Annotated in this window: 18 protein-coding genes; all 18 read left to right on the forward strand. The window is 48.8% G+C overall.

Going from position 1 to position 23,131, the window contains the following annotated elements:
* The first annotated feature begins 72 nt into the window (after positions 1 to 72).
* Positions 73 to 861 carry a flagellar basal-body rod protein FlgG gene (gene flgG, locus MAMMFC1_RS10920; protein WP_126308546.1) on the forward strand — a complete coding sequence of 263 codons (789 nt, stop codon included), beginning with the start codon at positions 73 to 75 and terminating at the stop codon, positions 859 to 861.
* 10 nt (positions 862 to 871) lie between these two features.
* On the forward strand, positions 872 to 1,855 hold the full coding sequence (flgA, locus tag MAMMFC1_RS10925; RefSeq protein WP_126308547.1) for a flagellar basal body P-ring formation chaperone FlgA: 984 nt from the start codon (positions 872 to 874) through the stop codon (positions 1,853 to 1,855).
* Positions 1,856 to 1,865: 10 nt separating this feature from the next.
* Positions 1,866 to 2,459 carry a flagellar basal body L-ring protein FlgH gene (locus MAMMFC1_RS10930; RefSeq protein ID WP_126310566.1) on the forward strand — a complete coding sequence of 198 codons (594 nt, stop codon included), beginning with the start codon at positions 1,866 to 1,868 and terminating at the stop codon, positions 2,457 to 2,459.
* 64 nt (positions 2,460 to 2,523) lie between these two features.
* Positions 2,524 to 3,639, forward strand: a complete 1,116-nt coding sequence (locus tag MAMMFC1_RS10935) for a flagellar basal body P-ring protein FlgI (protein WP_126308548.1) — start codon at positions 2,524 to 2,526, stop codon at positions 3,637 to 3,639.
* Between the two features lie 230 nt (positions 3,640 to 3,869).
* Entirely contained in the window at positions 3,870 to 4,325 is a 456-nt protein-coding gene (locus MAMMFC1_RS10940) for a rod-binding protein (protein ID WP_232035412.1), read from the forward strand.
* Between the two features lie 146 nt (positions 4,326 to 4,471).
* Positions 4,472 to 5,920 (forward strand): phosphodiester glycosidase family protein, encoded by a 1,449-nt coding sequence (locus MAMMFC1_RS10945; protein ID WP_126308549.1) that lies wholly within the window; start codon positions 4,472 to 4,474, stop codon positions 5,918 to 5,920.
* A 79-nt stretch (positions 5,921 to 5,999) separates the two neighbouring features.
* Positions 6,000 to 6,317 carry a biotin/lipoyl-binding protein gene (locus MAMMFC1_RS10950; RefSeq protein WP_232035413.1) on the forward strand — a complete coding sequence of 106 codons (318 nt, stop codon included), beginning with the start codon at positions 6,000 to 6,002 and terminating at the stop codon, positions 6,315 to 6,317.
* A gap of 26 nt (positions 6,318 to 6,343) precedes the next feature.
* Positions 6,344 to 8,320 (forward strand): SpoIVB peptidase S55 domain-containing protein, encoded by a 1,977-nt coding sequence (locus tag MAMMFC1_RS10955; RefSeq protein ID WP_232035414.1) that lies wholly within the window; start codon positions 6,344 to 6,346, stop codon positions 8,318 to 8,320.
* Positions 8,321 to 8,542: 222 nt separating this feature from the next.
* Entirely contained in the window at positions 8,543 to 9,313 is a 771-nt protein-coding gene (locus tag MAMMFC1_RS10960) for an MlaE family ABC transporter permease (RefSeq protein ID WP_126308550.1), read from the forward strand.
* An 85-nt stretch (positions 9,314 to 9,398) separates the two neighbouring features.
* Positions 9,399 to 10,154: an ABC transporter ATP-binding protein gene (locus tag MAMMFC1_RS10965; RefSeq protein ID WP_126308551.1), complete on the forward strand. Its 756-nt coding sequence runs from the start codon at positions 9,399 to 9,401 to the stop codon at positions 10,152 to 10,154.
* The gene (locus MAMMFC1_RS10970; RefSeq protein WP_126308552.1) at positions 10,151 to 11,422 is read left to right on the forward strand and encodes an MlaD family protein; all 1,272 of its coding nucleotides are present in this window, start codon (positions 10,151 to 10,153) and stop codon (positions 11,420 to 11,422) included. The genes MAMMFC1_RS10965 and MAMMFC1_RS10970 overlap by 4 nt, the downstream gene beginning before the upstream one ends.
* A gap of 315 nt (positions 11,423 to 11,737) precedes the next feature.
* Positions 11,738 to 13,048, forward strand: coding sequence for a TolC family protein (locus tag MAMMFC1_RS10975; protein ID WP_324332332.1), 1,311 nt, complete (start codon positions 11,738 to 11,740; stop codon positions 13,046 to 13,048).
* Positions 13,049 to 13,389: 341 nt separating this feature from the next.
* Positions 13,390 to 17,748 carry a translocation/assembly module TamB domain-containing protein gene (locus MAMMFC1_RS10980; RefSeq protein ID WP_126308553.1) on the forward strand — a complete coding sequence of 1,453 codons (4,359 nt, stop codon included), beginning with the start codon at positions 13,390 to 13,392 and terminating at the stop codon, positions 17,746 to 17,748.
* A gap of 48 nt (positions 17,749 to 17,796) precedes the next feature.
* Complete coding sequence (locus MAMMFC1_RS10985) at positions 17,797 to 18,444, forward strand: sigma-70 family RNA polymerase sigma factor (protein ID WP_126308554.1); 648 nt, start codon at positions 17,797 to 17,799, stop codon at positions 18,442 to 18,444.
* Between the two features lie 340 nt (positions 18,445 to 18,784).
* A complete protein-coding gene (locus MAMMFC1_RS10995; protein WP_126308555.1) occupies positions 18,785 to 19,357 on the forward strand; it encodes a hypothetical protein in 573 nt (190 codons plus the stop codon).
* Positions 19,358 to 19,388: 31 nt separating this feature from the next.
* Positions 19,389 to 21,122, forward strand: coding sequence for a BamA/OMP85 family outer membrane protein (locus MAMMFC1_RS11000; RefSeq protein WP_126308556.1), 1,734 nt, complete (start codon positions 19,389 to 19,391; stop codon positions 21,120 to 21,122).
* 153 nt (positions 21,123 to 21,275) lie between these two features.
* Positions 21,276 to 22,559: a hypothetical protein gene (locus MAMMFC1_RS11005; RefSeq protein ID WP_232035415.1), complete on the forward strand. Its 1,284-nt coding sequence runs from the start codon at positions 21,276 to 21,278 to the stop codon at positions 22,557 to 22,559.
* Positions 22,560 to 22,658: 99 nt separating this feature from the next.
* Positions 22,659 to 23,123 (forward strand): OmpH family outer membrane protein, encoded by a 465-nt coding sequence (locus MAMMFC1_RS11010; protein ID WP_232035416.1) that lies wholly within the window; start codon positions 22,659 to 22,661, stop codon positions 23,121 to 23,123.
* The last annotated feature ends 8 nt before the right edge of the window (positions 23,124 to 23,131 follow it).

The following is a 23,131-nucleotide window of genomic DNA, read 5'->3' on the forward strand; positions in this document are numbered from 1 at the left end:
TATTTAATTTATTCCAGTTTTTTTTCGATAATATTTATAAATGGCAAGAAAAATATGGGGGTATATAATAATATGATGCGTGCTCTTTGGACTGCCGGGACCGGCATGGCGGCTCAGCAGGCGAACATGGATGTAATATCCAATAACTTGGCCAACGTTAACACTACCGGCTTTAAGAAAAGCCGGACGGATTTCGCCGATTTAATGTATCAAACCCTGCGCCAGCCCGGTGCTTCCAGCGGACCGGATACCCAGGTCCCCAGCGGTATCCAGATGGGACATGGCGTACGTCAGGTGGCAACCCAGAAGATCTTCACGCAAGGTTCCTACCAAAGCACCGGCAACTCGCTGGATATGCTGATTGAGGGGGACGGCTTCTTTCAGGTTACCATGCCTGACGGAACTATCTCCTATACCCGTGACGGATCATTTAAAAAAGACTCACAAGGCCGAATCGTGACTTCGGACGGCTATCCGCTGGAGCCGCAAATTACAATTCCCGACAATGCTACCGAATTAAGCGTGTCTTCCGACGGCATAATTACAGTCGCAATTCCCGGGCAAACAGCGCCGCAGGAACTGGGACAGCTTCAAATTGTCCGGTTTATCAACCCTGCAGGTCTCAGCAGTATTGGGCGCAACTTATACCAGGAAACTGCCGCCTCCGGCACACCGACAGCAGGAAATCCCGGTGATGACGGCGCCGGCACTATAACCCAAAAATATTTGGAAATGTCTAACGTGCAAGTAGTTGAAGAGATGGTAAATATGATTGTCGCTCAAAGAGCTTATGAGATTAACTCCAAAGCCATTCAGACATCGGATGAAATGCTGGGACAGGTTGCCGGATTGAAACGGTAAGGCTAATCGTATGCGCAACTTAATCTTCTGGCTGATCCTTCTGGTTAGCTGGTGTTTTCCCGGCATGGTTAGCGCCGGGGATGCTATCACCGTGAATGTAGCGGCGGAAGCACAGCTTTCCAGTCCCTATATAGCATTGGGAGACATCGCCGGCATCATTGGCGGCAATGAGGCACGATTGGATTCTTTACGGCGGCTTAATTTGGGTAGTGCGCCTATTCCCGGGCAGACTCTGGTCTTTACGAAGGAATTATTAGGTGCCCGGTTGGTGGCTGCGGGAGTTGATTTGTCCGGAATTACCTGGAATATTCCCAACCAGGTAAAAATAACATCCGCCTCCCAAGTGTTAAGCGGCGATAAGATTCTATTGGAAGCAAAGAATTTTGCGGAAAAACAAGTGAAGACCGGCTATGCCGGCGAGTGTACGATTACGCCGCTGGGGAATCAACGGGATCTTACATTACCCCCCGGGTATGTGACGCTGCACATGGATGCCCCTGCCGGTATTCGCTATAACGGATCGACTGCCATCCAGGTTAATGTGCTGGTGGACGGGCAACCGGCAGCTGTCGCCAGAGTCAGATTCGATATCAGGTTGTATCAAGATGTCATTGTTACGGCCAAACTGATTAATGCCAAAGAAAAGGTGTCATTGGAAAACTGCCGGCTTGAGAGGCGTGACATTGGCCGGATTACTCCCGGCTATATTACCGACTTTAACAAAATAAGGGAAATGTCGGTGCGCCGGACGCTGCCGGCAGGGATAGTGCTTACCGGCCTAATGCTGGACAAACCTGTTATCATTAAGCGAGGCACAATGATAACAATAGTTGGCGGCGATAGCGGCATAGAGGTAACCGCCGCCGGAATTGCCCTGCAGAATGGCTATGAAGGGCAACTCATTCAGGTACAGAACGCCAACTCCAAGAAACTAATATCCGCAGTGGTGGCGGATGCCGGTACCGTTCGGGTGCCAATATACAGCGGAAAGTGAAGTGAGAAGAATGCGGGTCGCAATTGGTTTTCTGCTGATACTTGCAATAATTATAACTATGTCACCCGCTGCCGGCGGGGTGCAGGCTGAGTCTTTATGGAGCGATAATTCACCGGCGGCGAATATTTTTAGCGATCACAGGGCTCATGCCGTCGGTGACATTCTTACCATCATCATCAGTGAGAACAGCAGCGCCAGCCGTTCAGGCAGTTCAAGCAACTCCAAGTCGTCCAGTACTTCCACAACTGCCGGCGTTGGCTTGCTTACTTTTATTGATGATATGAGCGCCAGCGGCCAGGACAGCTTTGATTCTAAGGGTGCGATTACCAACAGCAATAGAGTTAGCGGCCGCGTCACGGTAAAGGTTGTTGAAATAAAACCTAACGGCGACCTGGTTTTATCCGGGACGCAAAGCATAAAACAAAACAACGAAGAGCAAAAAATAACCGTAACCGGTACTGTTAGACCTTATGATGTAAATTCAGACAACACTGTTTATTCCTATAATGTGGCGGATGCCCAAATCCGGATGGACGGCAAGGGCCCGATTTCCGCCAAGCAGCGCCAGGGAATATTGTCACAGATATTTAATTTCATATTTTAGTAGTATTATCAGAGTTGTTGGATTGTTACGATTGTTCCATATTCTGATAGGAAGCGGAGGGCCTATGCGCAATTTCTTAAGGAAATTTCTGATAGGGACGGTTTTAGCCTCTATTCTTTTGTCCGTACCTGGTACCCCGGTTTTGGCATATGCCCGCATCAAGGATATTGCCAAAGTACAGGGCGTGAGAAGCAATCAATTGGTAGGCTATGGTTTAATAGTGGGACTTGCCGGTACGGGGGATTCCAACAAAAGCGATTTTACGCTCCAATCGATAGCCAATGTGCTCAAATCCTTCGGCGTCATGATAGATTCATCCCAATTTCAGACCAAAAATGCCGCCGCGGTGATGGTAACTGCCCAACTGCCGGCCTTTGCCAAGCCGGGTGATACCATTGACATTACCGTATCTTCCATGGGCGATGCGAAAAGTCTGCAAGGCGGAACACTTCTTCAGACGCCTTTAAGAGCGGCAAATGGGGCAGTCTATGCTGTTGGCCAAGGCTCGCTGGCAACCGGCGGATATGTCGCAGGCAGCAACGGTTCCAGTCAGCAAAAGAACTTTACTACTGCCGGGAATATTCCCAACGGCGCGATTGTGGAAAAGGATGTTCCCACCCAGTTTGGCAGCCGGGACAGAATTACTCTGTCACTCAGCCAGCCTGACTTTACGACAGCCAGCCGTATCAGTGAGGCAATTGACAGTCGCTTTGGACAGATCACTGAGGCTAAAGATCCGGGAACTGTTATTGTTAACGTTCCTTACAATTACTCTGCCGACATGGTCGGTTTTATTGCGGCAGTAGAAGAATTGCCTGTTACTCCCGATAACTCTGCCAAAGTAGTAATTAATGAAAAAACAGGCACAGTGGTCATCGGCAACAATGTTACAATTGACGAAGTTGCCGTGGCGCAGGGAGGACTAACCGTACGCATCAGCAGGCAGACTGACGTATCGCAGCCGCCGCCGTTTTCCAACGGTAATACGGTAGTGACAACGCAAACCAATGTAAACGTCCAAGAGCAACCCGCCGGATTAATCGTTTTACCGGCCGCTTCAAGCGTCAGCAGTGTTGTGCGCGCCCTGAACGCTGTGGGGGCTACCCCCCGCGACGTGATTGCCATTTTACAGGCAATTAAGGCGGCCGGGGCCTTGCACGCCGACCTCCAAATCATGTAGTGTAACGGTTCGCTTAAAGTGGGGAACTGCTTATAAACCGTCATGCTGCGTCGCCGCACCATCTGCGTTGCTGTTATCTGCGACAAGTTAACTGCGTTGATAATACTAACGAAATCAGAATCGTGCTACTGCGGTCCTCACTGCGACGTACCTCCAGTACGCCTCCGTTGTGGTCCTCGTCGCGCCTAGCATCTAACGATTTCTAAGCAGTTCGGGGCAGGAGTTAACTTATGCCGTTACGTAAGGGAATAGAAGGGTGTGTTTTTATGCAAATTAGTGGGGTTGATGGAAGTCAGTTCACCAACTCGAATGGGGCATTGGAAAGGGCTAAGGTGCAGAGTGCTGTTGAGATGCAGGACGGTTTTGCCGCGAAATTGGAGAGGGCGGTTGGTGCCGGCGGCGGGACGGGCGGACAGAATACCAATAAAGAGGGTTTGAAGCTGAAGCAGGCTTGCAGGGATATGGAAGCGGTTTTTTTGAATATTATGTTGACGAGAATGCGGGCCACTGTTCCCAAGTCGGGTTTGCTTGGCGATAATAAGGAAGAAAATATTTACCAGTCGCTTTTGGATACCGAGTTGACTAAAAATATGGCGCAAGCCGGCGGTATTGGTCTGGCCGATATGTTGTACCGGCAATTATCCCCGGCAAAATACAGTGGTCCCAAAGGTCAGGTTTCGCGTTAGCGCCTGCCCTTTTTTTATTATTCCTTATCTTGTGGTAAAAAAAGGAAATCTATAATTGCTCTGAATATGGAGGATAAAGAAGGATACAGAGAGAATGTATTCCATAAAATATAATATTGATTCTTACATATTCGGAGGATGAAAACATGAAAGGGTTCCGCAATTTGACGGCGTTTCATTCGGCCCGCCGTTGGGGATTTTTTTTGGCATTAATTCTGTGCCTTTTAGCTGTTCCTGCCCAGGCCTGGGCTGACCCAGGCAGCATAATCACCAAAATCAGGTCGAGTCAATCGGCGGAAAGGGTCCGGATTGTATTTGAATTTAATAATATCCCGCAATATAAGGTAACTACTCTGGAAAATCCATTGCGGTTGGTGCTTAACCTGTCCGGGAGCGTGAACCAGGCGGGGCTGTCGCAAATAACGTTTAACGATCCTATCGTCAGCAAGCTCAGGCTGTTTGCCGCCGGCGCCGGCAAATTGCAGGCGGTAGTGGATTTAAAATCAACCTATATGTATAATGTCTTTACCATTAAGAACCCTGACCGCCTGATCGTGGATATTATTAAAAACTATGATCAAAAGCTGGTAGAAGAAGTAACGCCGGGAATCAAACATATTTCCTGGCAACGCAGCACCGGTGACGGTCCGGTGTGGGCACACGCCCTGGACGTGGATCCCCAAGCCGGCTATCTTATTAAACCGGTATTGTCCAACGGCATTGTCCAGGGATTGGAGACGCTTGTACCCATGTCCCAACGCGCCCGGGCAATAGCGGCGGTAAACGGCTCCTATTTTGCACCGGACGGTACGATCATCGGCCTTTTAAAGATGGATGGCCAGATTGTCAGCACGCCGGAGTTGCCCAGAACGGCATTTGGGATTCTGCCTGACGGGAAAATAATCATTGATCAGGTTGATTATGAGGGGAAGGTGGAACTGCCTGACGGCCGGACTATTCCGCTTAGTGCGGTCAACAGAGAACGCGGGCCGGATGAATTGATTTTGTACAACAGCTTCTATGATGCAACCACAAGGTCTAATCCCTATGGGATTGAAGTTACGATAATAAACGGTAAAATTGCGGCGATAAATGATAATAACTCGCCAATCCCTCCAGACGGAGCAGTACTGTCTGCTCATGGTGCGGCTGCGAAAATAATGAGTGGCCTCAAAATTGGCGACGAGGTAAAAATAAGCCAAACCCTTGGCACGGTTTGGGATAAAATTACTTGGGCGTTGAGTGCCGGGCCAATGCTGGTGAAAGATAACAGTGTGTTTTTAACAACCAAAATTGAAGAATTTGGCCCGGATGTAGCCGGCGGGCGCGCCCCCAGAACAGCATTGGGAATAACTGCCGACGGACATATTCTTTTGGTGGTTGTTGATGGCCGGCAGTCCACCAGTATTGGGATGACGCTGCTGGAAACAGCTTTATTTATGCAGGAACTGGGCGCCACCGACGCAATGAATCTGGATGGCGGTGGTTCAAGCGAAATGGTGATACGGGATACTGTGGTCAATAAGCCGTCAGACGGACAGGAAAGAAAGTTAGGAAGTGCCGTTGTGGTAATCCCCGGCCGTATTGCTAACTAACCCGGATACATATATAATAAAAGCAGGCTAGTATATAAACTAGTATACAAAATATGTGATTAATGGGAGGGTGGACTGTTTGCTTAAGAGTAAAAAGACTATGGTTATGATAATCGTGATACTGGTTTTGGGTATTATGGCCTGGGCCTGGGCCGCAGGTCAAACAGTCGAGCAACACAGTGTTCTTTCCGGTCAGGTTCTTGCTAATGGCCTCGTATCTCCGGGCGCCGAAGTGCGGGAAGGTGACATCCTGGTATATGTTGATACGATTACCGGACCAGCAGCAGCTGTACGGGCAACTGTTGACGGCATTGTCAAAGAAGTGACGGTGAAAGCTGGCGATCAGGTCCAATCCGGTGATGTGCTCGCCCGGATCGAACCAGGGAAACGTAAGTAAACCAGTTTTGGAAGGATGATTATACATTGTACACCTATATTAGGCGCTATATTTTGGTAATAGTGGCGCTGGTATTGGCGCTACCGGTAACCATCGCTACTGCGGCGCCTGAATTTATGCCCGTCGATCAGATTACTCCCGGTATGCATGGGGTGGCGAAAACAGTTGTTGCCGGCAACACCATTGAAGAATTCGGTGTGGAAGTGCTGGGGATTATGAAACAGAAAGGACCGTCCGGCGACCTGATTCTTGTGCGTACATACGGAGATGTCATTGAACGGACAGGCGGAATCGCCCAGGGGATGAGCGGCAGCCCGGTATACATCAACGGCAAGCTGGTGGGAGCAATTGCTTATGGCTGGCCGCTTACCGATCATAAAGTAGGCATGGTTACTCCTATTGCTGATATGTTGAAATTGTGGTCGGTGCAAGAATACCAGGAAAACCAGGAAAACAGCAAAAATAATTCTCCGGCCGCTCCACCGGCAACGGAAAATAAACCGGCAGACAATTTGCCTGATTCCGGCCAAAAAGAAGAAACAAAACCGGAGCAACCGGGGCAGCCGGAGTCGGAGCCGCCGACTGCTGACACTAAAGCAGAAGAAAAAGCCACACCTCTTATGGCGGCAGGATTTAGTGAGCAGGCTCTGCAATGGCTTAAGGGAAAATTAAAGCCTTATAACCTGGTGCCTTATGCGGCGGCTGATGCCGGAACCGACGATATCGCCTACCGGGTGGTGGAACCGGGCAGCACAATAGGTGTTCAACTGGTTCGCGGTGATGTCAGCCTTGGGGCGCTGGGAACCGTGACTTATGTAGAAGACGGGAAAGTTCTGGCTTTTGGACACCCGTTCCTCAAGCGCGGCAACGCCAATTATTTTCTTACCGAAGCCGAGGTATACACGACCACGCCCGGCATGGAGAACTCGTTTAAAATAGGAGCAACGGGGGCGGCGATTGGGAAAATCAGCCAGGACCGCGGCGCTGGCATCGCCGGCAAGTTTGGTGTATTTCCCCGGATAGTACCGCTAAGGGTTCATGTAACGGATAAGTCGCTGGGAAGATCCCAGGATCTTGCGGCGCAGGTGGCGTATGACGAAGAGTTGGCGCCGGTATTGGCGGCGGTGTCGGTTTTTAACGCTATTGACAAAGCCACAGACCGAGCGGGCGCCGGAACCGCAAAAGTAAGCTTTGAAATCAGCGCCGCCGACATTCCGGGCGAGGTTCTGAAACGGGACAATATGTTTTACACTGCGGGCAATATTGGCGAACTGGCGGTGGGAGAAATCTTTGAGGCTTTGGCTTTATTGACCGGCAACCAATATAAAGCCATTACTATTACAGATGTAAAAGTAAACGTAGAACTGGAAACCAGCCATCGGACGGCATCCATTTTGCAAGCAAGCGCCAATAGCAGCAGTGCGAAGCCGGGCGACAAAATTGACATCGCAGTAAAGCTGAAACCTTTCCGGGAAGAGGCAATAACCCGGAATATCAGTTTTACCATTCCCAAGGATCAGCCGCCGGGAACCATGATGCTGTCGGTACGGGGCGGAGGAACTGTGTCCCTGGCTCAACTCCTGGGTAAACGTCAAGGCACTGATGCTGAGGCAAACCACCTGCCTTTCGTCCTGAAACCTAAACCGAGCACCCTGGAAGAGACGGTAAAAGAATTGGTCGAACGGGATCGGAATAACGATCTTGTCGCGGAAATCATGGATTTTAACTTTGATAACTTAAATGGAACACCAACTGGGCAAAATCCAAGAATATCCACGGAATTAGGCGAAAGCCCGAGTCCGGTCGTTCCTGATAAAACCGGGAAAAAGAAACCGGACACTATTGATCCAGGAACAAATCCAGGAACAAGTCAAAGTCAACCAGGCAAAGTCAAGAAAGCCGGCGAAAGCAAACGGAAATTTAGCGTCACCACCGATTATATTATTGACGGGGAAACTCAGCTAGTGATAAATATTGAGGATGCCGGAAAGAAAGCCAAGTAATTTATGTCCCAGAAGCAAAAGTCTCAGGTTGGATAAACCTGAGACTTTTGCTTGTCGGCAAACCCACATAGGCACCGGCGCCCTTACGCCTTTTGTGAGCTTCAGGAAAACATCGGCAAATAAAATTGACATAAGAAAAGCAGGGAATTAATCGCCAATATTGAATAGTAATACAGCGAAAACTATTGACCTCATCCTGACACAAAGAGGGGTATACCCGTCATGCTGCAGCATTTTCTCAGCCGGATCGGTGCACAGGTGCTGATGGTTTTAGAAACCATCGGGCAGTTATGCATTTTAACCGTTCAGACTATTTACCATTTGCCCCAGGTGAATGGCAGGCATTTAATTCGCCAGATGGCTCATTTAGGGGTGGATTCATTACCCATTGTGCTGCTAACCATGTTGTTTACCGGCATGGTGCTGACCATTCAGACGGCCCACGAATTTATTAAATACGGCGCCCAGTCTTCAGTCGGGGGGCTGGTGGCAATCGCTATGGGCCGGGAACTATCCCCCGTTCTGACGGGAGTCGTTGTTGCCGGGCGGGTCGGGGCTGCTATCACGGCTGAGATCGGATCAATGAAAGTTACGGAGCAAATTGACGCCTTAAGGGTCATGGCTGTAAACCCCATAGCCTATTTGGTTGTGCCGCGCTTAGTGGCCTGTATGATCATGGTTCCGCTGCTGGTTGTGTTTGCCGATATTATTGGTACCATAGGCGGTTACATGATTGCCACCTTATATTCCGGTATTAATTCTTTTACTTTTATGAATTCCATTAAAATATTTGCCATACCCCATGATGTGACAGGCGGACTTATAAAAGCCACCTTTTTCGGTGCGATTGTGGCGCTTATCGGCTGCCATAAAGGGTTGACAACCACGGAAGGAGCGGAAGGAGTCGGCCATGCCACCACCGGCTCGGTCGTTTTCTCCATCATACTGATATTTGTCAGCAACTACTTTCTGTCGGTATTGTTGTATAGGTAGTATTCAGAAGTCAGAATTCAGGAGTCAGAATGAGAGAGCGAGAATTCTGAATTCTGAATCCTGAATACTTGATCGGGGTGCTTTAATGATCAACCTTGTAAATGTAAATATGACATTTCATGGCAAACAGATATTGAAAGACATTAATCTTAGTGTCAAACAAGGCGAGATCATGGTGATTATCGGGCCCAGCGGCTCCGGCAAGAGTACCCTGCTGCGGCTCATGATCGGGCTCTTAAAGCCAACCGCCGGTGAGGTGTGGATCCATGACCGTGAAATCACCGCCATGGACGAAGATCATCTCAACCAAATACGTTTGGAGATGGGCATGGTTTTTCAATACTCAGCTTTGTTTGATTCCATGACAGTGGGAGAAAATGTTGCCTTTGGCCTTAGGCAGCATACTACCTTAACGGAACAGGAAATCCGGCAGGTTGTACGGCGCAAGCTCCGCATGGTGGGGCTCTCCGGCCAAGAGCGCGCTATGCCCAGTGAATTGTCCGGCGGCATGAAAAAACGGGTTAGTCTGGCCAGGGCGATTGCCGCTGACCCTCATATCGTATTATATGATGAACCTACTTCCGGCTTGGATCCCATCATGTCGGCCACCATTAACCGTCTCATCCTGAATACCCGCCGGGTTATTGGCGCCACTTCCGTTGTTGTAACTCATGACATGGCCAGCGCCTTTTATATAGCTGACCGGATTGCCATGATTTATAAAGGAAGCATCATCGCAATGGGCACATTGGAAGAGATCAAAGCAAGTACCAATCCGGTTGTAGCCAAATTTATCGCCGGAATTGTTGGGTACACGGACAAGGGGAGGACAAAATCATGAACACTGAGGCCAAGGTAGGCGCCATAACCCTGACCGGCTTGGTATTGCTGGCAGTGATGATCCTATTTCTGGGCGGGATCAGCATTGGCGAAAAAGGGTATCCGGTTTATGCCGTGTTCAGCCAGGTCAACGGCTTAAAGCCGGGAAATCTGGTGCGCTATGCCGGGGTGGACGTCGGTAAGGTCCAAGCGGTGGAAATCCTGCCAAATGGCGTGAAAGCAAAACTTATGTTGAATCCGGGAGTAAAAGTTCCCAGCGGCGCTGTATTCACCATCGGAGCTGACGGGTTATTGGGCGAGAAGTTCATAAACATATCGCCGCCGCTGGAAACCAAAGGCTTTTTGTCTCCCAACTCAGAGGTAACCGGTCAAAATACCCAGGGCCTGGATGAGCTAATGGTAGCTGGTAATCAAACACTGGCTGAGGTTCAAGCGTTAGTCAGATCTTTAAATGATGTTTTATCTGACGAAAAGGTAAAAGCAGCCTGGCGGGAAACTGCTTTCAACGCCCAGGAAATGACTGCCAATTTTAACCGTATGAGTGCAGTATTGGCCCGATTGGCGGAAACCAACGAGGGACAGTTAAATGACATGGTATCCGATCTGAAATCCATGTCCGGCAGTCTGCGGGATGTAACCGCAAGGTTGGATCAAATGCTTGCCAGCGTTGATAACAACGGGCAGACTGCCAATGATCTAAAAATGACAATCCACAATCTCCAAATGACAAGCAATCGAATTGAAAAGATGGCCGCCGCATTGGAGGGGGTTGTCACTGATCCCCAAACCGCAAAGGACGTTAAAGAAACCCTTAAGAATGCTCGCGAAGCCTCTGCCAAAGCTAACCGGATGCTTACTCCGGGAGGGGCGGTCAAGGCGGAAACAGGCGTGGAAGTTTTATACAACTCTTCCCAGGGGAGATACCAGAGCAACGGCGACGTTAGAATCAGCTTCACCCCGAATGATTTTGCCGTTATTGGCGTAAACGATATCGGGGAGAATGATAAATTTAATTTTCAGGTTGGTAAAGGAAGTTCAAGCTGGAGTCAGCGGCTGGGTGTCATAGATAGTAAGGCAGGTGTCGGTATAGATGCCGCGTTAAATAGTCAGATCAAAATATCACTGGATTTATATGATCCCAATGATCTAAGATTCAAGTTAAGGACCCAATACCGGCTGTCGCCGCATACTTTTCTCATTGGCCAAGCCGATAAAACCACTGGAAAGGATGATCGCATGACGTATTTTGGCCTGCGGAAGGTTTTCTAACCTCTCAAGAGAGACTGCTTAGAAACGTTCATATGCGAGGCGCAACGAGGACGCGCAGCGCGGCGTACATAGCGGTACGTAAGAGATCGTCGCCATGGAAACGCTGTTTGTGCGAAACGGCTCACTTAGTAAGAACAGCCAGCATTATCAGACCGGGCCCGCAGGAGCAACGAAGCAGATGGGCGTTTATAAGCAGTCTCAAGATAACAGAATGTTAACGTGAACCTATATTGACACTTACGATATTTGGAAATATAATTATAATGTACCTGACTGCCGAGTCAGTATGACATGCCAAGGAGGTCAAACTTGTCCATGCTAGATATGTTTAAGAAGAATCTGAGGAAACGTGTAATGATTACATTGGCTAGCGGCTTTATGATAGCAAACACCATAGTATTTACAGTCGCCGCCGCACCCATGGAATTGACTTTAGACGATTCAGTTGCCCTGGCCCTTAAAAATAATCCGTCGATAAAAATGGCGGAAGCAGATTTAACGAAAGCCGGCTGGAGTTTGAATCAAGCCAAGGCAGGGAAAGGGCCAACCCTAAGCTTTTCTCATACGGATTCCCGCATCAGAGAAATTAGCAGCACTACAGGAATAGCATACGTAGACTTTTATTACAAGAATCAGGCCACTCTGGCTTTGCCGCTCTATACCGGCGGCAGAGTCGAAGGTAATATTGACAAAGCCAAACTTGGGGTTGAGTATTATGGCCTGGGGGTGGAGCAAGCCAAGCAGCAAATAAAGTTGGACGCCACCACCTCATACTATAATTTGCTGCAAACCCGCAACCTGGTCAAACTAAATCAGGAATCAGTAGACCAACTGGACGCCCACCTCAAAAATGTGCAGGCCCAATATGGGGCAGGAACTGTCGCCAAGTCTGATGTTTTGCGCTCGGAAGTAGAAAAAGCCAATGCCGAACAAAATCTGATTAAAGCCCAAAATAACTATGATTTGGCAATGGCCAGCAGCAATAATGTAATGGGGTTGCCCCTGGACACGCAACTTGCGGTAAAAGATGAACTGAAATATGAAAAGTTTGGGAAGAGTCTGGAAGATTGCGTTCAGATAGCTCTTGCCAATAGACCGGAAGCCACCCAGGCCGATACCAACGTGGCGATGGCCAGGAAGGACATTGATATTGCGGCCAGCGGCAATAAGCCGCAGGTGTCATTGAACGCCAATTCCGGGTGGTATAACGACGAGTTCCCCGGAGCCGATAATAATACCTGGTCAGTGGCAGTAGTCACAAGTCTTAATGTGTTTGATTCAAATCTTACCAAATCCCAGGTTAAGGGGGCGGATGCGGCGCTGGTCAGAGCAACCGAACAGGCTCGCCAGGCTAAAGACGGAATCCAGCTGGAAGTCCGGGAAGCGTATCTCAATATGCTGGAAGCCGAAAAGCGGATTGATACCAGTTCCGTTGCCGTAACCAAAGCCGAGGAAGACTTTAAAATTGCCCAGGTCCGTTATAGCGCCGGTGTGGGTACCAACCTGGATGTTATTGATTCCCAGGTAGCCCTGACCAATGCCAAGACCAATTATGTCCAGGCTCTCTATGACTATAATTCAAACCGGGCGAAACTGGAAAAAGCCATTGGCACAGCTGTAAAGTAATACAGGCTGGGCTTGCCGCCGCTGCTATGGAAAAAGATCGTTTGTCTCGTCGCCGAGGGAACGATCTTTTTTTATTTCTTTTCCGGACAGAATTAAATTCCAGATATATGTAACAGGAAGAAGCCCCGGCAGCGTCGAACTACTTATAGACGCTAAATTATAAAATAACCTGACAGTAAGAAAAACAAGAAAAACGCTAACGCATCTTTTGGACGACCGGCAGGCAAAGGACAGCCTTATTATAAGCGGAGGCGGCAGTGTCGAAGCGTTAATAAGGCTGTCCTTTGCCGTCCTAAACAGATCCTTTCTTACAATATAGCAAAAAGGCTTGGGGGCAGAACATGCGAACTAAGGTCACGGCGTTAATTGTAACATTAACGTTAATTATATTGACTACCGGTGCCGCCTGGTGGTGGACAGTAAAAAGCCATACCGTTCTGAATGAAGCAAAGGAAACAATCGCCGCTGAGCTTTCCAAGGCCTTCGGCCTGCCTGTTTCCATTGATCAGCTGGCTGTAAGCGGTCTTAATGCAGCTTCAGCCGCCAATATTACAATTTACGACAAACAGGGTCAGATCCTGGCTCAGATTGAACAACTGACAGTGAATTATAGTTTGTTCAGTATTTTTACCGGCAAAGCGCCGGTGAGCGCCATAAATGAAATCAACGTGACCCGCCCGCATTTTTTTCTCACTGAATATGTCAACGGCACATGGAATATTGCCGACATATCCCGGACGAAGGATGAAAGCGCCGCTGATTTCACCGGTAAGGTACAACTGCAGGAAGGGATTATATCGATAACAACTCCTCAAGGCCAGTGGGACCTTACGCAGCTTGCGGGAACCGTTGACTTTGCCAGAGCGGACGCAACCGGTTTTTCTCTTGCCTTTATGAATGATATTACCAACTATAGAACGTCCGGAACGGCCAACCTCAAAAACGGGCGCTTATCGGCCGCCTTACAGGCCGATAAGCTGAATCCGGCTAATTATCAGACCATATTGCCGGCAGAGGTCAAGGTTCGCTTTGCCGGCGGCAGTCTTACCAATATGGATGTCGCCGTCAATTATGACGGGAAAAATTTTGCGTACGCCGGGGAGTTTAGACTTACCGACCTGGCGGCGGAAGTTTATGGGAAAGATGTTACGCAGGTAAACGGATTGATAACGTTTACGTCTGAACACGTTTACATATTAGGGACAAAGGCGCTGGTGGCCGGCCAGCCGGTAAGCCTGCAAGGCCAGGTGGCCTTAGGCGGGGAACAGCCTGTCCTCGACATCACAGCCAATTCGCCCGGTTTTGACTTTGCAACGGTTATCAGCGGTTTTCCCCTGACCGGCGCCGTCAAATTTGAATCATCCATCCGCGGCGTGCCGGATAATCCGGTTGTTGACGCTGCAATCCAGTTGGCCGACAGCAGTTATGACCGGTATTCCATCAGGAATGCCAAGGCAAAGCTTCACTATGACAATGGCGTAGTGGGCGTTGAGAATGCTGCAGCAAATGTACTGGGCGGCGATATAGCTTTTTCCGGCAATTATCATGTTGACAATCAGCACTACCAGATTAGTTTGCGGGGGCAAGGGCTTAACAGCGCGGAATTATTGGCAGGGAGCGATCTGCCGGCGTTAAGCGGTCGGACTGCGGTTGAAATTTATGCCAGCGGTCAGGGAACAAACTTGACCCAGGCTTCCATGAGCGGGCAAGTTTCTGTCAGTGAAGGCAGCGTTGCCGGCATGCCTTTCGATAAGTTTTACGGTGCTTTTGAACAAACCGGCGGCTTGCTTACTATTACCCAGGCCAGTATGGCCTTGCCGGCGGGAGGCCTTATTTCCTCTTCCGGCAAGGCCGATTTAGCCGGCGGCAATATTAATTTTGCTGTTGACGGTTTCAGTGTTGATGTTGGAAAGTTGCCTCTTACAGTTCCTAATAATATTAAGCTGGCGGGGACTGCCGATTTTACAGCCAGCGTGGCCGGAACGCTGGCGCGTCCGGAAGCTGAAGCTTCCCTGACGATAAACGATATGGCGGTACAGGACCAGAATTTTGGCCAGGCTAACGGTCAAGTCAAGTTATCGCCGGAACAAATTGTCATCCGGAATATGGTGCTGGTTGATGGCGTTGGCCAAAACGAATTGAGCGGCAGTATTGAGCTTACAGGAATGAAAAATGTTAACCTCAAGCTTATCACGACAAATGTCAGAGCCGAAAAGTTAGCGCAAATTTTTGCTACAGATCAACGTATTACCGGCAATTTAGACCATGAGCTGCTTATTACCGGTCCCCTTGCCGATGTTTCATTAGCAGGCAGAGTTAAACTTACCGAAGGCAGCTTTAACGGGCAGTTGATTGCTGAAGCCCAGGGAACTTATCAGCGGCGCAACGGTATGATTTATATTCCCGAGTTAGCCATCCGGTCTTTAGACAGCAGAATTACTCTGTCAGGTACGGTCGGCAGCAACAACGAGCTAAGCTTGAACGTAGCTGCCCGCGATATCGACATTACCCGCTTAGGCATCCAATATCCTTATCCTGTTGCCGGTATGGCCAATTTGAACGGGGCGGTAACCGGAACTGCTGCCAGCCCGGTATTCACCGGCAATATGATGTCATCTTTCATAAAAGCAAATGGGCAAGTACTGACCAATATTAACGCCCAGTTTCAGTATAATGCCGGTTTGCTGGACCTGTATCACTTACAAGTTGACCATGGGGCGGGCAAGTTCAATTTTACCGGCTCGGTAGATACCAGGAGCGGCAGGATGTTCGGCAGAATTACCGCCGAGAGCGGCAATGTTGCCGGCTTGCTGGCCCTTGCCAATCAGCCCGACAGGGGCGTGAGCGGTTTTCTTGACGGAGATATTTTACTGGGAGGAACTTTCAGCAATCCCAGTATTCAGTTGCTTGGCAAGATCAGAGAAGGCAGAATCAAAAACTATGCGCTGACGACGGTGGATCTGGATGCATCACTCGCCGATCATGTGGTTACTATCAATCAATTTACGGCCAAACAGTCCGGCGACGGTATCATTGCCGCCCGCGGCACAGCTGATGTCAACGGTGAAATTAATATGGAAGTAGGCGGCAAGAATGTGGATGCGGGCCTGTTTTCGGCCCTTTTTGACACAACGGTGCAACCCTATGGCAAAGTAAGTTTTACCGCTCAGGCAACAGGGGCCACCAAGGATCCGCGCGTTGCTCTGTCCCTTGATATCAGCGACGGTGGCGTTGTTAATGCCCAGTTCGACCATTTGTACGGATTATTCCTATATAATAGCGGCAGCATCCATGTGAATCAGTTATATATTGCCAAAGGTCCTTATAAAGCAAGCGCTTACGGCGAAATACCCTTGAAGGCGCTTAACAGTAAAGGGCGTAAGCAGGCAGATATAAGAGATTCCATGAATCTGGCCATCCATCTTGACAATGCCGATTTAAGCATTCTGCCGCTGTTAACAAAAGAAGTGTCCTGGGCTGCCGGACCGACTGCCGGGGAACTGGTAATAGGCGGAACACTGGCTCAACCCACGCTTGACGGCAAAATTACCGTGAGTGACGGCACACTTAAATTGGCTTCCTTAGCCGAACCTTTCCGGAAACTAGGGGTTGATATTCGCTTTGAAGGTGATAAAATAAATATCAAGGCCTGCGACGGCCAGATGGGTGGGGGGTCCTACCAACTGACTGGTACGGCATACATTGACGGTTTGTCGTTGACCAATTATAATTTAGCTATGAATATCGATAAACTCGGTATTCGCCATAAGTACTACCAAGGTCCGGTTAATGGCGCCTTATCTTTAACGGACAAAGCCGGCAAGCCGACGCTTCAAGGCCGGCTGGAGCTTAACAATACCACCGTTAACATTCCTGCCCTACCGGAAACTACCTCTGCCGATATTGATATTGCCCTTGATCTTGATATCGAGCTGGGGCAAAGAACGCACATGTATAATGCCTATTTGTACGATTTTTTTGCCGAAGGTTCGCTTCATCTTGGCGGCACTGTCGGCCGGCCGAATGCAACCGGCAGGATTACGGCCAGGAACGGTTCGGTACGGTATTTAACCAACCGGTTTAATATTAAAACCGGCTCAGCTGAGTTTTCACCCTATCGCGGCATTGAGCCGGTGATTAAGCTGCATGCGGAAAACCGGCTGGCAAGCACAGTAATTAATCTGGATATCAATGGCCCTGTCAGTGCTATGAACCTGGGACTGACATCGGAACCGGCAATGAGCCAGGAGGAAATTCTCTCCTTATTAACATTAAGAGGCAGTTATTTTACAGGACAAAGAACTTCTAACGGCAGTGTCGACTCCGTTTTGGGGCGGGATCAACTGATTAGCCTGCTGGATGCCGGTTTGCAAATGCAGTTTATCGCCGAAACCGAAAATGCCGTTCGTAATATTTTAGGCGTTGATGAATTCCAAATTGTGCGGGCTTCCATGTTTGATGTCCGCAATCAACGCAATCAAACAAGCAGGAGTACACAGTCCCCGGAATTTGCCGGCTATAATCTGGAAATCGGCAAATATCTGACCGACAAACTGCTCATCAGCTATACGCTGGGAATTGATCAAAAGACTCAGAACATTTCCTTCCGTTATGAACTAAACAAACGGATAAGTGTTGGCGGCAATTTTGGGGGAGCCAACAACGGGTTGTATACCATAGAAACGCGGTTTAATTTTTAACAGCTTTTTTAACATTTTTACCCCGCCGCTTTTGAAAGGATGATTACCATGACTCTCAATCAATATCTGGGTGAACTGAAAAACGTCAAGCTGCTTGCTGGCGAGGAGGAACAGGCTCTCTGGCAGGCGTTTAAGGATACTGATGATTTGGATGCACGGCGGCGGCTCATTGAAAGCTACCAGCCGTTGGTCTTTAAAGTTGCTATGCGCTGGCGCCTTGAGGAGTCCGTTCTCATGGATCTTGTCCAGGAAGGAACAGTGGGTCTTATTGAAGCGGTGGAAAATTATGACCATACCCGGGGGGTAGCTTTCAGTCTATATGCCACCCACCGTATCCGGGGGCGTATTCTCAATTATCTCAATAAAGAAAAGAGTCCGGCCCTGGTGCATATGGAAAGTCCGCTGGCTGCCGGCGAGGCCGATGACTCGGGAACTTTCGGCGACCTGTTGGTTGATGCTTCGGCCGAGGTTGCAGCGCAAGCCGAACAGAGTTATCTGGTGGAACAGCTGAAGCATGCAATGGGACGTTTACCGGTGAAGGAACAGCTGGTATTAAGCGGTATGTATCTGGATGAAACTGAGCCCAAAGAACTGGCGGTAAATATGGATATGAGCGTTTCCCATATTTACCGTCTGCAAAAGCAGGGAATCCGCCGTTTGCGGGGTATGCTAGCCCGGCTGATGGGCAGCTGGTAGAGAGGCTGATTTAAAACACCCATCTGCTTCGTTGCTCCTGCGGGCGTTCGCTTCACGTACTTCTCTGTACTGTTCCGCTCACGTCCTCGTCGCGCCTAGCATCTGAGCATTTTAAATCAGCCTCTTTAAATTGAGGTAGCGTGTTTTTTAAAACACACATGGAAAAGAGGATAAAAGAGCATAGTACTAAAAAACACGAGAAAACAAGTGGATTTGTCGATTAATATTTAGCAATTTGCTTTAGATGCGTGAATTTACCTGTTTTTCGATTGTTGTGGAGGACCAGAATTTGGCCCCTTCCCATGATTATAGTAATGTGTTTATAATAGGGGTGATAAATATGACGGGATGCAAAGATCGAATTAACCGACATCTCAGCTCGGCGCGGCGGTGGCTTTCCCAAGCCGAACGGGCTTTTGAAGGAGAACGGGATGTTCGCGGTGAACTTAATTTGTTTTTAGCTCAGGCTGAACTGCAGCATGCCCGTGAAGTTAACCGTTCTAAGCATTGGCGATTTAAATACCCGCTTCTATCCCATGGATTGGCTTTAGGTTTGGCCGCAACGGTAATCGCTTTTGGCTTTGGCGCCAGCTTTAGGCTGGTTCAGGAGCTGCCGAAGCCGAGTGAACCAGCCCCGGTAGTGGTGGTTGACCAAAGTCAGCCGGCTGATACTGCGCTAAAGCCGCTGGTGGTAATTACACCGGAGCCGGCAGCGCCTGTTTCCAATCAGCCAGCCCGTCAAATTTTGACTAAGCCGGTCCAAAATGAGACAGTAGAACCGGTTTCTGCGCCTGCCGTACCGGAGAAAGCGATTTCTGCCTCCCAAGCTGCCGAGGAACAAGAAGTTCGCTTATCCTCCGAAGAGATGCAGAAACTTGTCAGGTCTGCGGGCAAGTCATTACGCGGCTTGTAAATACTGCTTAAGAAGATAAAGGAGGTAATAGATGAAGGCTTTTAAGGGTTCTAAATATGTATTATTCGCAGCCATTATCAGCTTCAGTCTTGTTTTTGCCGTACTGCAGGCAAGTGCGGTGGACATTACCGGCAAAACGGCAACTGCTATACAGGTAACAGGCAGCAACCAGGTGGCTGAAAGCACAATTATGGGAGTTGTCCAGCTAAAGCCTGGGGACACGATAACTGCAGATAAAATTAAGCAGGATTTGCAGTCTATTTATGATCTTGGTTATTTTTTTGACGTAGTTGCCAACTTTTCTGAAGTCCCGGAAGGAATTAAAGTAATTTATACGGTAATGGAAAATCCACAGCTAAATGACGTTGTCGTCCAAGGCGCAACAAAAGTTTCTGCAGACAAAATCAAGGGAATGATCACTGTCAATAAGGGTTCCATAGTGAATACCAGGACGGTAGATACCAATATTCGTTCCATTGAACAATACTATCATGATCAGGGATATATACTGGCTAAAGTAAGCGACGTATCCATGAGCCCGGGAGGCGTGCTGACTCTGACCGTCAACGAGGGCAGGCTTGAAGGTATTGTGGTAAAAGGCAACGAAAAGACCAAAACCGGCGTAATCACCCGGGAAATGACAAAACTCCAGGTTGGACAACCTTTTAATGTCAAGGATGCCCAGCGAAGTATGCAAAAAGTGCATAACCTGGGGTACTTTGAAGATGTAAACATGAAGTTAAACCCGGGTCAGGAACCCAATGCAGTTGTTGTAGAGACCAGCGTGGTTGAGCAAAAGACCGGTACCTTCTCCATTGGCGGCGGCTACAGCGAGGCTGATGGAATGATTGGTATCATCGAGCTTGGCGACAACAATTTCCGCGGTACCGGGGACAAGGTTAAACTCCACTGGGAGTTTGGCGGCACCAGCAACAAAAACTATGAGGTTAGTTATACCCGTCCGTGGCTTGACAGCAAGCAAACGTCACTGGGATTCAGCGTGTACAATATGACCAACCGGTACAGCGACTACTATGACGGCGGCGATTTGCAATCCACCTACGATAAGAATCGCCGGGGATTTGACATTACGCTGGGCCGGCCTCAGGGCGAATATGTACAAAACTATATTACTTTCAAAAATCGCCACGACTCTCATGTAGAATATGTGGAAGGGGCGGAGAATTATTCCGATGGAACGCCGCAACACCAACAATATCTAGATGATAACTTCGGCCTGACCCGCAGCATTACCCTGACAAGAGTGTTTGACTCCCGCGACAATTATATGAATCCAACTGAAGGCCGGCGGGTATCTTTATCTTCTGAATTTGCCGGCCTGGGTGGAGATTTTAAATTCAATAAATATACTTTGGATGCCCGTCAATACCGCAGCCTTGGTCATGACCATGTTCTTGCCGCGCGGGTAATGGCCGGCTATGCTGACGGCAACATGCCGGAAGCCGGTAAGTTTGCCGTCGGCGGACCTGATACTCTGCGCGGTTATAAAGATGACGAGTATAAAGGCGACAAAATGCTGGCTGCTTCCGTTGAATACCGTTTCCCGCTTGTCAGCAAAGTTCAGGGAGCGTTTTTCACCGATATTGGTAATGCTTGGGATGGGGAAGGGTACAAGTTGGACGATCTTAAGGGCAGTGTCGGCGTCGGCATTCGCCTGGTTACGCCGATTGGACCGGTTCGCATTGACTATGCCAAAGGAAGCGAAGGCGGTAGAGCTCATTTTAGTTTTGGCGGCCAATTCTAACCTTTCCAGAACTTGCAGGAAAAGAACAGCATTTCTTTAGAGTCAGGTCTTTGGCCTGACTCTTGCCACAGGCAAGGAGGTGTAATTTCTTACAGCATGTTATATTCTTCAGCATTTGCGAAGGTTGCCAAGATTATGAAGATTATAAAGATTATGAAGGTTATTTGGATTTTAGCCGTTGCTTCATTTTTTATGAGTGTTCCGGCATCTCATGCCTACGCTGCCCAATCAACTCAAGATGAAGTTGCAGCAATAACTGTCAGTATAACGGCTGTAAAACCTCCGCCGGTTCGGATTGTCAAACGTATGTCGGCAAGTGTCGCCACGGTGGGTGAGCAAATGTTCCTGGGACGCTCAGTAACAGATTTGGAAACCAACAGCCAATCTTACAGCCAGTTGATTAAGGAAATATTTGACAGAGTGCTGGTTGGCTACTCTGTGGAGCGGGTAAGTATTTCCCCGGGACCTACAACGCACATTGCCGTTAATGTCACGCCCTGGGGAGATGTTGTTCAGGATGTGGCGCTGGAGATCGACTTTGGCCGTTTGTCGCCTGAATTGACCGATATTATTAAACAGGATATGGGTAGCATTGAAGAAAAGATTAATGATGTACTGATTGGGCTGCCGGTGGATGCGGTAGATTGGGCCGGGGGGGTTTCCAAAAGTGTAATCCGGGAAATCCTGGCCGACCAGTTGCCGGAATTTAAAGCTAATCTGGATATCATTGCCGGACAACGCACGGTGGTTAAATTGTCCCTCATTCCGGCGGGCGCCACAGTGCAAGCTGTTAATGTTTCTTTTCGCTCGCACACCATTCCTCAGCTTTTGCTGTTGGAAGCAAAGCCGGTTGTGGAAAAAGAGGTGGCAGTCATGCGCGGCTTACCGGTTGCCTTCTTAGAGCGGCACCGGGATTATTTCACAAATACAATCTCTTCCTATGCTGAGCGTCAACCCTTAGTGAAGCGTTACGGGGTGACGATTACTCCCGTTATTAATCCCGGCGAGGATACCCAGGTTATATTGCAGGCTGAGACGACAAAATACCGGATAAGTCTTGAAGGCAATCTGGATATAGGACGTTTACAGGATAATACTTCAGCTAAACTGCATGCCGGTGTATTTCTCAATAAAAAGGATGAAGCCTTTCTCGAAGTGAGCTTTTTACCAAGTTCGGTAACCTGGGAGTTTGAGCCCGGTTGGGGTCACCGATTAAGCAGCCAAACGACGGCGGGTTTCAGGTACAATTTTGCCCATGGCCAGGCTAAAGTCTGGATGACCCAGGATATAGGGCGAAACTGGAGTTTGCGCCTGGAGAGAACTCCGGAAAGCGGCGCGAATGAATTTGCTGTCAGGTACAAACTGCATGAGCTATTAAGTGCTGAATATGTGTTTACCAATCAGGAGAATTGGCTGCGACTGGTCGGCAATCTCTAAGAGGAAAGGATTGAAGTACAGGCTCTTGCCTGTTATAATTAGGAAGTAGGCTCTAAAATATGCCTAATGGGCAAAAAAGGAAAAAGGATGGGTAAAATAGTGTTCAAAAACAAGAGAAACGCCAAAATTATCGCCATTGCCGTAGTCGCATTTTTTGTATTGGGAGTAGTCGGCATTGCCGTTTCCCAAAGCGGCTCCAGCAAAGCTGCCGGTACTTCCTCTAACATCGGTAAAGTCAATTATGGCCGGTTGGTGACCGAAAACCCCGAGTGGACTAAGATGCAGCAGACCATGCAAACAGAATATGACCAGGCTAAAAAGGACTTTGACGAAAAGTCCAAAAGCATGAATGATCAGGAAAAAGAGCAGTATTACAATCAGTTGAAGGAGCGGCTGGACCTCAAAGAGCAGGAACTTAAAGCCCCTATTTTTGATAAAGTAAATGCTGCTGTAAAAACTGTTGCCGACGCTAAGGGCATTGCCGTGGTAATGGATGCCGGCAACGTCGTTTACGGCGGTCAGGATTTGACTGATGATGTAATGAAAAATCTTACCGGTAAATAATTCTTAAG

This window comes from Methylomusa anaerophila (assembly GCF_003966895.1).
Lineage (GTDB): Bacteria > Bacillota > Negativicutes > Sporomusales > Sporomusaceae > Methylomusa > Methylomusa anaerophila.